The following is a 6951-nucleotide window of genomic DNA, read 5'->3' as shown; positions in this document are numbered from 1 at the left end:
CAGACCCGCAACCCGCCCCGCATCCAGGTCCGCACCGAACACCCGATGCCCCGCACGAAGCAGCGACTGCGCCATGCCGTAGCCCATCGAGCCGAGGCCGATCACCGAGACGGTGCTGCCGGTCATCGCGCCGCTCCGGCGGCGGAGGTCGCGGGGGTTGGGATCATTTGTCCTCTTCCAGGTAGAAGCGCACGTTCTCCTCGAAGCTGGCATCGGCCTCCAGCCCCAGCGCCAGCGCCTTTTCGGGGCGGTAGTCGAAGCGCCAGGTGGAGACGATCCTTTGGATCTCGGGCTGTTCCTCCCAGCGGATCAGCTTGGCCGGCTCGGGGCCGGCGACGGCGGTCATGGCGTCGATCATCTGGCCGATGGTCCGGGTCTGGCCCGGCATGGTCATGCAGACGTTCTGGCCCAGCTGCTCCTGCTCCAGCTCGGTGCCGCGGATCAGGTTCTCCACGCAGCGCTTGGGCGAGAGGTAGTAATGCAGGAAATCGGGCGCGACCGGGCAGATCGCCTCTTCGCCGTTCAGCGGCTCGCGGATGATCGAGGACATGAAGGACGAGGCGGCGCGGTTCGGTTTGCCCGGGCGCACCGCGATGGTGGGCAGGCGGAAGCCGCGGCCGCGGATCAGGCCGCGGCGGGAATAGTCGTTGACCAGGAACTCGCCCATCGCCTTCTGCGCGCCGTAGGAGCTTTGCGGGTTGAGGGCGGTCCAGTCCTCGATCGGGTCGGGCACCTCGCCGCCGAACACGGCAAGCGAGGAGGTGAAGACCAGCACCGGGTTGCTTTGCAGCGCGCGGCAGCGTTCGAGCACGTTGTAAACGCCGAACAGGTTGACCTGGAGGCCGGCGTCGAGATCGGCCTCGGCATGGGCCGAGACCACGGCGGCGAGGTGGTAGATCACCTCGTCCTCGGCGGTGACGGCCGCGTCCACGCTGGCGCGGTCACTGATGTCGCAGGCCAGAGTCTCGACCGGGAAGGGGGCGTCGATGACGGGCGGCGCGCTGAGGTCGGCCAGCCGCAGCCGGGTGATGGGCTTGCCGCGCAGCTCGCCCTTCTGCGCCAGGCGCCGGGCCAGTTTCTGGCCGATGAACCCGCCACCGCCAATGATCAGAACATTCATGATGCCGCTTCCTTGAGTTTCTCTGTGTGTGCTGGAGGCCCCTTGCGGGGCGAGAGGCAAGGGCGGCCGTGGCCGCCCTTGCCGAGGCTGTGGCAGGCTCAGCCGCCGAGGCCGATCCGGCTGATGAAGGCCCTGTGGCTCTCCACCATTTCCTTGGTCTCGGGCGTGCGGGTCGCCCAGTCCGCCCAGGCCTTCTGCGCGGCGGCGCGGAAGGTGGCGCGGTCCTCTTCCGACCAGTTGTAGATGGTCACGCCCTTTTCGGGCAGCTTGGCCTTGGCCTCGCCGTTCTCGACCAGGGTGCGCATCATCAGCTGCAGCGCCGCCTTCTGCATGGCGGTTTCGATGATCGCCTTGTGCGCGTCGGGCACGGTTTCCCACTTGGCGCTGTTGCAGGCCAGCTGGTCCGAGGACATCGAGTGGAAGCCCGGGAAGGTGGTGTGCTTGGCGATGTCATAGACGCCGAGACCCACGTTGTTGGCCAGCGTCGAGGCGTCGGCGCCGTCGATGATCCCGGTTTCCAGCGCGGTGAAGATCTCGGTGAAGTCCATCACCACGGGCTTTGCGCCCAGCTCGGCGAAGATCTCGGATTCCATGCCCGGAGGCGAGCGGAACTTGAAGTTCTTCAGGTCTTCGACGCCGCGCAGCGGGCGGGTCGAGTTCAGCGATTCCTGGCCGCCCAGATAGGCGGCGATGAAATGCATGCCGAAGGGGGCGTAGAGCTCGTTGATCTTGTCATAGCCGCCGCCGTAGTTGATCCAGGCGAGGTATTGCAGCGGGGTGTCGTAGCCGCCCATCGTGTCGGCGACGAACTGGAAGGCCGGGTTCTTGCCGGTCTGGTAGCTGCCGTTGGTCATGTCGCAGTCGAGGATGCCGTTGGCCGCGGCATCGAAGGTCTCGGCCGATTTCACGACCGCCGCCGAATAGTACATCTCGATGTCGATGTCGCCGCCGGACATGCGTTCCACGTCCTTGACGAACTCGGCGATCACCTTGCCCGACGTCGATTCCGGCGACTGGTGGGTCTGGATGCGCAGCGTGGTCGTCTCGGCGCTGGCGGCACTGGCCAGCAGGGCCGCTGCCGTCGCAGCGGCGGCGAACGTCTTGATAGGCGTCATATGTGTTTCCTCCTCTGAATCCGGAGCCGAAAGACTCGTCCTCCGGGGCGCAAGGTGGCAGAAAGCCCCGAGGACGGGCAAGCGAAATCTGGTATACCAAATGGAAGGCATTGTATTACCCGTTGATTTACCGCTATTTTTTTCGTTTCCAGTAGCTGCCTCAGCGCGCCAGGGCCGCGTCGTAGGCGGCGGTGATGGCGCGCGCCGCCGCGGCGACCTCGGCGGCGGACATTCCCGGACGGTACAGCGCGGTGCCGACCCCGAAGCCGGCCGCGCCGGCCGCGATCCAGCCGCCGAAATCGTCGGGGCCGACGCCGCCCACGGCATAGACCGGCGCCTCGGGGGGCAGCACGGCGCGCAGCGCCTTCAGCCCGGCGGGGCCGATCAGGAAGGCGGGGAAGACCTTCAGACCGGTCGCGCCGGCCTTCAGCGCGGCGAAGCACTCGGTCGCGGTGAAGACGCCGGGATAGGCGTCCATGCCGAGGTCGCGCGCGGCGGCGATGACCTCCGTGTCGGCGTTGGGGGAGACCACGATGCGGCCGCCCGCCTCGGACACGTGGGTCACGTCGGGCACGCTGAGGACCGTTCCGGCGCCGATCACCGCGCCGCTGCCCATCCGCGCCATGCGTTCGATGCTGTCGAACGGCCGGGGCGAATTCAGCGGCACCTCGATCGTGGTGATGCCGGCCTCGACCAGCGCGGCGGTGACCGGCTCTGCCTCCTCGGGGGTGATCCCGCGCAGGATGGCGATCAGGTTTCGGGTCATGTCTCTTGCGCCTCCAGCGCGTTGTGGGCGGCGCTCAGCCCGGCCAGCGTGGCGGCCGCGGTATCGAGGACCACGGGGTCGTGGCCGGCGTGGCGCAGCGCCGCGAGATAGGGCGCGCTGGCCCCGTCGGCGCCGATCACGGCGATCCGGCCCGGGGGGGCGTCGGCCTCTTCGATCCCGGCCAGCTCGGCGCCGATCAGCAGCCCCGAGAGCCGCGCGCGGGCCTCGGGCGGGGTGAGCCCGGACAACAGCGACTGCGCCCGGATCGAGAACAGCGCCGCCGACAGGCGCGCGGGGTGGGCGCGGGTCTCCTCCAGCGCGGCGAGGAAGGACGCCTCGTCCCAGCCCGTCCCGCCGAGCGAGTGGCGCAACACCGAGTTCTGCGCCAGCAGCGCGAACAATTCGCCGGTCATGAAGGTGCGGAAGCCGGTCACCCGGCCGCCATCCAGCGTCACCCATTTGGTATGCGTGCCGGGCAGGCAGACGAGCCCGGCGAAACCCGGCTCGCCGGCCAGAAGCCCGGCGATCTGGGTCTCCTCGCCGCGCATCACGTCGGCAGGCGCCTGCTGGCACAGGCCGGGCAGGATGCGCACCCTGAGGCGCGGATCGCGGGCCGGCGCCGCGATCGCGCCGGAAGGCGCGGCCGGGGCGCAGGGCACCTCCAGATAGGGCGCCTCGATCCAGCCCTGCCGCGCGCCCACCATGCCGCAGGCCACCACCGGCATCGGCCGGTCCGGCGCCAGCCAGGGCGCGACCAGTTCCAGCAGGGCGGGCTCGAACGCTTCGGGCGCGAGCCCGTTCATGCCCTTGTCCGAGGCCGCTTGGGCCAGGGGGCCATCCGGCCCCATCGCCCAGGCGCGCAGCCGCGAGGTGCCCCAGTCGACCGCGATCCAGTCAGCCTGCATCGCGGGCCTCAGCGCAGGTCGTCGGGCAGAACGGCCTCGGGCATGTTCTGGTAGCAGACCGGCCGCAGGAAGCGGCGGATGGCCAGCGTGCCGACCGAGGTCGCGCCGAAATTGGTGGAGGCGGGGTAGGGGCCGCCATGCACCATCGCGTCGCAGACCTCGACCCCGGTGGGGAAGCCGTTGGCCAGCACCCGGCCGGCCTTGCGCTCCAGCACCGGCAGCAGTTTGCGGGCGGCCTTGGCGTCCTCGTCGTCCAGGTGCAGGGTGCAGGTCAGCTGGCCCTGCAGCGAATGCGCCAGCGCCAGCATCTCGTCCATGTCCTTGACCACGACGATCAGCCCCAGCGGGCCGAAGACCTCTTCGCCCAGCGCCTCGTTGGCCAGCCATTCGGCGCCGGTGGTGAGGAACAGGTAGGGAGTGGCGTTGCGCATGTCGCACACGCTGGTCAGAACCTCCTGGACGCCCTTGGCGCCGGCGATCCGGTCGCGGCCCTGGCGATAGGCGGCGGCGATGCCGTCGGTCAGCATGGTCTGCGCCCCCATCGGGGCCAGCGCCTCCGAGGCGGCCTTGGTGAAGGCCTCGGCCTCGGGGCCCTCGATCACGACCGAGATGCCGGGATTGGTGCAGAACTGCCCCGCGCCCATGGTCAGCGATCCGGCCCAGCCCTGCGCGATCTCGGTGCCGCGGTTGGCCAGGGCGTGGGGCATGAAGAACATCGGGTTGACCGAGCCCAGCTCGCCGAAGAACGGGATCGGCTCGGGCCGCGCGGCGCAGAGGTCGAATAGCGCGCGCCCGCCGCCCAAGGAGCCGGTGAAGCCCACCGCCTTGATCAGCGGGTGCTGGACCAGCGCCTGGCCGACGTCGCGCCGGCCGCCCTGGATCAGGCTGAACACGCCCGGATGCAGGTTGCATTTGGCGATGGCGGCATGAATGGCCTCGGCCACGATCTCGCCGGTGCCGGGATGGGCGGAGTGGCCCTTGACCACCACCGGGCAGCCTGCGGCCAGCGCAGAGGCGGTGTCGCCGCCCGCGGTGGAGAAGGCCAGCGGGAAGTTCGACGCGCCGAACACGGCCACCGGGCCGATCGGGCGCTGCATCATCTTCAGGTCGGGGCGGGGCAGCGGCTGGCGGTCGGGCAGGGCCTTGTCGTGCCGGCGGTCGAGGTAGTCGCCCTTCAGGATATGTTCGGCGAAGAGGCGCAACTGGCCGGTGGTGCGGCCGCGCTCGCCCTGGAGGCGGGCCTCGGGCAGGCCGGTCTCCTGGGCGCCGATCTCGGTGATGGCCTCGGCGCGGGCCTCGATCTCGTCGGCGATGGCGTTGAGGAAGGCGGCGCGCTCGGCGCGGCTGGAATAGCCGTAGCTCCAGAACGCCTCTTCGGCGGCGGCGCAGGCGGCATCGACATGCGCCGGCGTCCCGACCGAGAAGTCATGCGCGGGGCCGTGGGCGGGGGCCGAAGTGAAGCTCGCCTCGCCGGCGATCCAGTCGCCCGCGATCAGGTGTTTGCCATGGGGGGTGAAAGTCATCCGTCAGGTCCTCGATGGTTTGCGCCAGAGTGGTTCGCGGGCAATGCCGATTCCGTCTCGCGGGCCTCGCGCGCGGCGCCCGGGCGCGGTTCGCCCCGTCCGGCATGCCGCGCGGGGTGGCTTGGAAACGGAAGCAAAAACAGTGGCTTGCATCTCCGGTTCGGCGCGCTTGACAAAATGGTATACCATAATTCACCCTACAACCATATTGTGGAGGCGTTCAACCGCAAAACTCCTGATTTCGCGAGGGGAGCGGCGGTCGCCCGTGGGGGAGGAAACCGGCGGTTCGGGGCGGCGTATTTTGGCGCGATCGGGGTGACGTATCGTAATCGCGCGGCAACCCGGCGATGCCCCCGGACGTGAGCAGACGGACATGAATTTCAGCGGGATGCGCACCCGACCGCGCCCCCCAATCCAGGATAAGACGCCGCCGGGCCGGAGAGGAGGCCGGCCCGGTGGACGGCACTCAAACACATCACAAGGAGGAAAGTTATGTTGAAGAAATCCCTGATGGGCGCGGTGGCCATGACCCTGGCCCTCGCTGCCGCACCGGCGCTGGCCGATACATCGGGCAAGCGCATCGCGCTGTCCAACAACTATGCCGGCAATTCCTGGCGCCAGGCCATGCTGAAAAGCTGGGAGAAGGTCACCGGACAGGCCGTCTCCGAGGGCGTGGTCGCCGAGGCGCCGGCCTTCACCACCGCCGAGAACCAGGTGACCGAGCAGGCCGCGCAGATCCAGAACCTGATCCTGCAGGGCTATGATGCGATCGTCATCAACGCCGCCTCGCCGGACGCGCTGAACGGCGCGGTGAAACAGGCCTGCGACGCGGGCATCGTGGTGGTCTCGTTCGACGGTATCGTGACCGAGCCCTGCGCCTGGCGCATCGCGGTCGATTTCAAGCAGATGGGCGCGGTGCAGGTCGACTACCTCGCCGGGCGCATGGCCGAGGGCGGCAACCTGCTGGAAATCCGCGGCCTGGCGGGCGTCTTCGTCGATGACGAGATCAGCGCCGGCATCCATTCCGGCGTCGAGAAGCATCCGCAGTTCAAGATCGTGGGCTCGGTGCATGGCGACTGGGCGCAGGACGTGGCCCAGAAGGCCGTGGCAGGCATCCTGCCCTCGCTGCCCGAGGTGCAGGCGGTCGTGACGCAGGGCGGCGACGGCTACGGCGCGGCGCAGGCGTTCAAGGCGGCCGGGCGGCCGACCCCGCTGATCATCATGGGCAACCGCCACGACGAGCTGACCTGGTGGAAGGAGCAGAAGGACGCCAACGGCTATGAGACCATGTCGGTCTCGATCGCGCCTGGTGTCTCGACGCTGGCCTTCTGGGTGGCGCAGATGATCCTCGACGGCAAGGAGGTGCCGAAGGATCTGACCGTGCCCTTCCTGCAGATCAACCAGGACAACCTGGAGGAAAGCCTGGCCAATACCGAACCCGGCGGTGTCGCCAACGTCGAATATTCGCTGGCCGATGCCGAGGCCGTCGTCGCCGGCGAATAAGCCTGCGGCGAGACCCTGA

At 69.1% G+C, this 6951-nt stretch carries 7 protein-coding genes; 1 reads left to right on the top strand and 6 read right to left on the bottom strand.

Features of this window, described 5'->3' with window-relative positions:
• The 6 genes from KCI33_RS03540 to KCI33_RS03515 all read right to left on the bottom strand — a co-directional run.
• Positions 1 to 126 (bottom strand): NAD(P)-binding domain-containing protein (locus tag KCI33_RS03540; RefSeq protein ID WP_212523382.1); only part of this gene is annotated, 126 nt, incomplete at its 3' end.
• Positions 127 to 163: 37 nt separating this feature from the next.
• Complete coding sequence (denD, locus tag KCI33_RS03535; protein WP_212523368.1) at positions 164 to 1120, bottom strand: D-erythronate dehydrogenase; 957 nt, start codon at positions 1118 to 1120, stop codon at positions 164 to 166.
• Between the two features lie 98 nt (positions 1121 to 1218).
• Positions 1219 to 2235, bottom strand: coding sequence for a TRAP transporter substrate-binding protein (locus KCI33_RS03530; protein ID WP_212523367.1), 1017 nt, complete (start codon positions 2233 to 2235; stop codon positions 1219 to 1221).
• 160 nt (positions 2236 to 2395) lie between these two features.
• On the bottom strand, positions 2396 to 3001 hold the full coding sequence (locus KCI33_RS03525; RefSeq protein ID WP_212523366.1) for a 2-dehydro-3-deoxy-6-phosphogalactonate aldolase: 606 nt from the start codon (positions 2999 to 3001) through the stop codon (positions 2396 to 2398).
• Complete coding sequence (locus tag KCI33_RS03520) at positions 2998 to 3906, bottom strand: 2-dehydro-3-deoxygalactonokinase (protein ID WP_212523365.1); 909 nt, start codon at positions 3904 to 3906, stop codon at positions 2998 to 3000. The genes KCI33_RS03525 and KCI33_RS03520 overlap by 4 nt, the downstream gene beginning before the upstream one ends.
• Positions 3907 to 3914: 8 nt before the next feature.
• Positions 3915 to 5429 carry an aldehyde dehydrogenase (NADP(+)) gene (locus KCI33_RS03515; protein ID WP_212523364.1) on the bottom strand — a complete coding sequence of 505 codons (1515 nt, stop codon included), beginning with the start codon at positions 5427 to 5429 and terminating at the stop codon, positions 3915 to 3917.
• Between the two features lie 492 nt (positions 5430 to 5921).
• Between KCI33_RS03515 and KCI33_RS03510 the strand changes: the two genes are divergently transcribed.
• Positions 5922 to 6932: an ABC transporter substrate-binding protein gene (locus tag KCI33_RS03510; protein ID WP_212523363.1), complete on the top strand. Its 1011-nt coding sequence runs from the start codon at positions 5922 to 5924 to the stop codon at positions 6930 to 6932.
• Positions 6933 to 6951 lie beyond the last annotated feature (19 nt).

Source organism: Actibacterium sp. MT2.3-13A (assembly GCF_018139985.1).
In the GTDB taxonomy this organism is placed as follows: Bacteria; Pseudomonadota; Alphaproteobacteria; order Rhodobacterales; family Rhodobacteraceae; genus JAGSOU01.
The sequence above is the reverse complement of the archived record's forward strand: the minus strand, read 5'-3'. Positions and strand labels throughout refer to the sequence as shown.